Origin of the sequence: Mesorhizobium sp. M3A.F.Ca.ET.175.01.1.1, assembly GCF_004791945.1 — a bacterium.
Taxonomy (GTDB): domain Bacteria; phylum Pseudomonadota; class Alphaproteobacteria; order Rhizobiales; family Rhizobiaceae; genus Mesorhizobium.
Genome location: NZ_SRTP01000261.1, coordinates 1 through 317, shown reverse-complemented (window position 1 = coordinate 317; position 317 = coordinate 1). Strand labels below are relative to the sequence as shown.

The 317-nt window shown below is 66.6% G+C and carries 1 protein-coding gene; it reads left to right on the top strand.

What is annotated here, in order from left to right; genetic code table 11:
• A partial coding sequence (locus EN818_RS31570; RefSeq protein WP_281039972.1) for an FAD-linked oxidase C-terminal domain-containing protein occupies positions 1-317 on the top strand: 317 nt, incomplete at both ends.

Genomic DNA, 317 nt, shown 5'->3' with positions numbered 1-317 from the left:
TCGACGTCGAGGCGCTGCTCATCGTCGAGCTCGACGGGCCGAGCGTGGAGGTCGACCATCTGATCGGCCTCGTCGAGGCGATCGCCTATCGCAACGGCTCGAGCACCTGCCGCATCTCGCAGTCGGAACAGGAGCGGCTGAGCTTCTGGGCCGGCCGCAAGGCAGCATTTCCGGCGGTCGGCCGGATCTCGCCTGACTATTACTGCATGGACGGCACCATCCCGCGCAAGGAACTGCCGCGCGTGCTGGCCGGCATGCGCGATCTGTCGGAGAAATACGGTCTCGGCGTCGCCAATGTCTTCCATGCCGGCGACGGC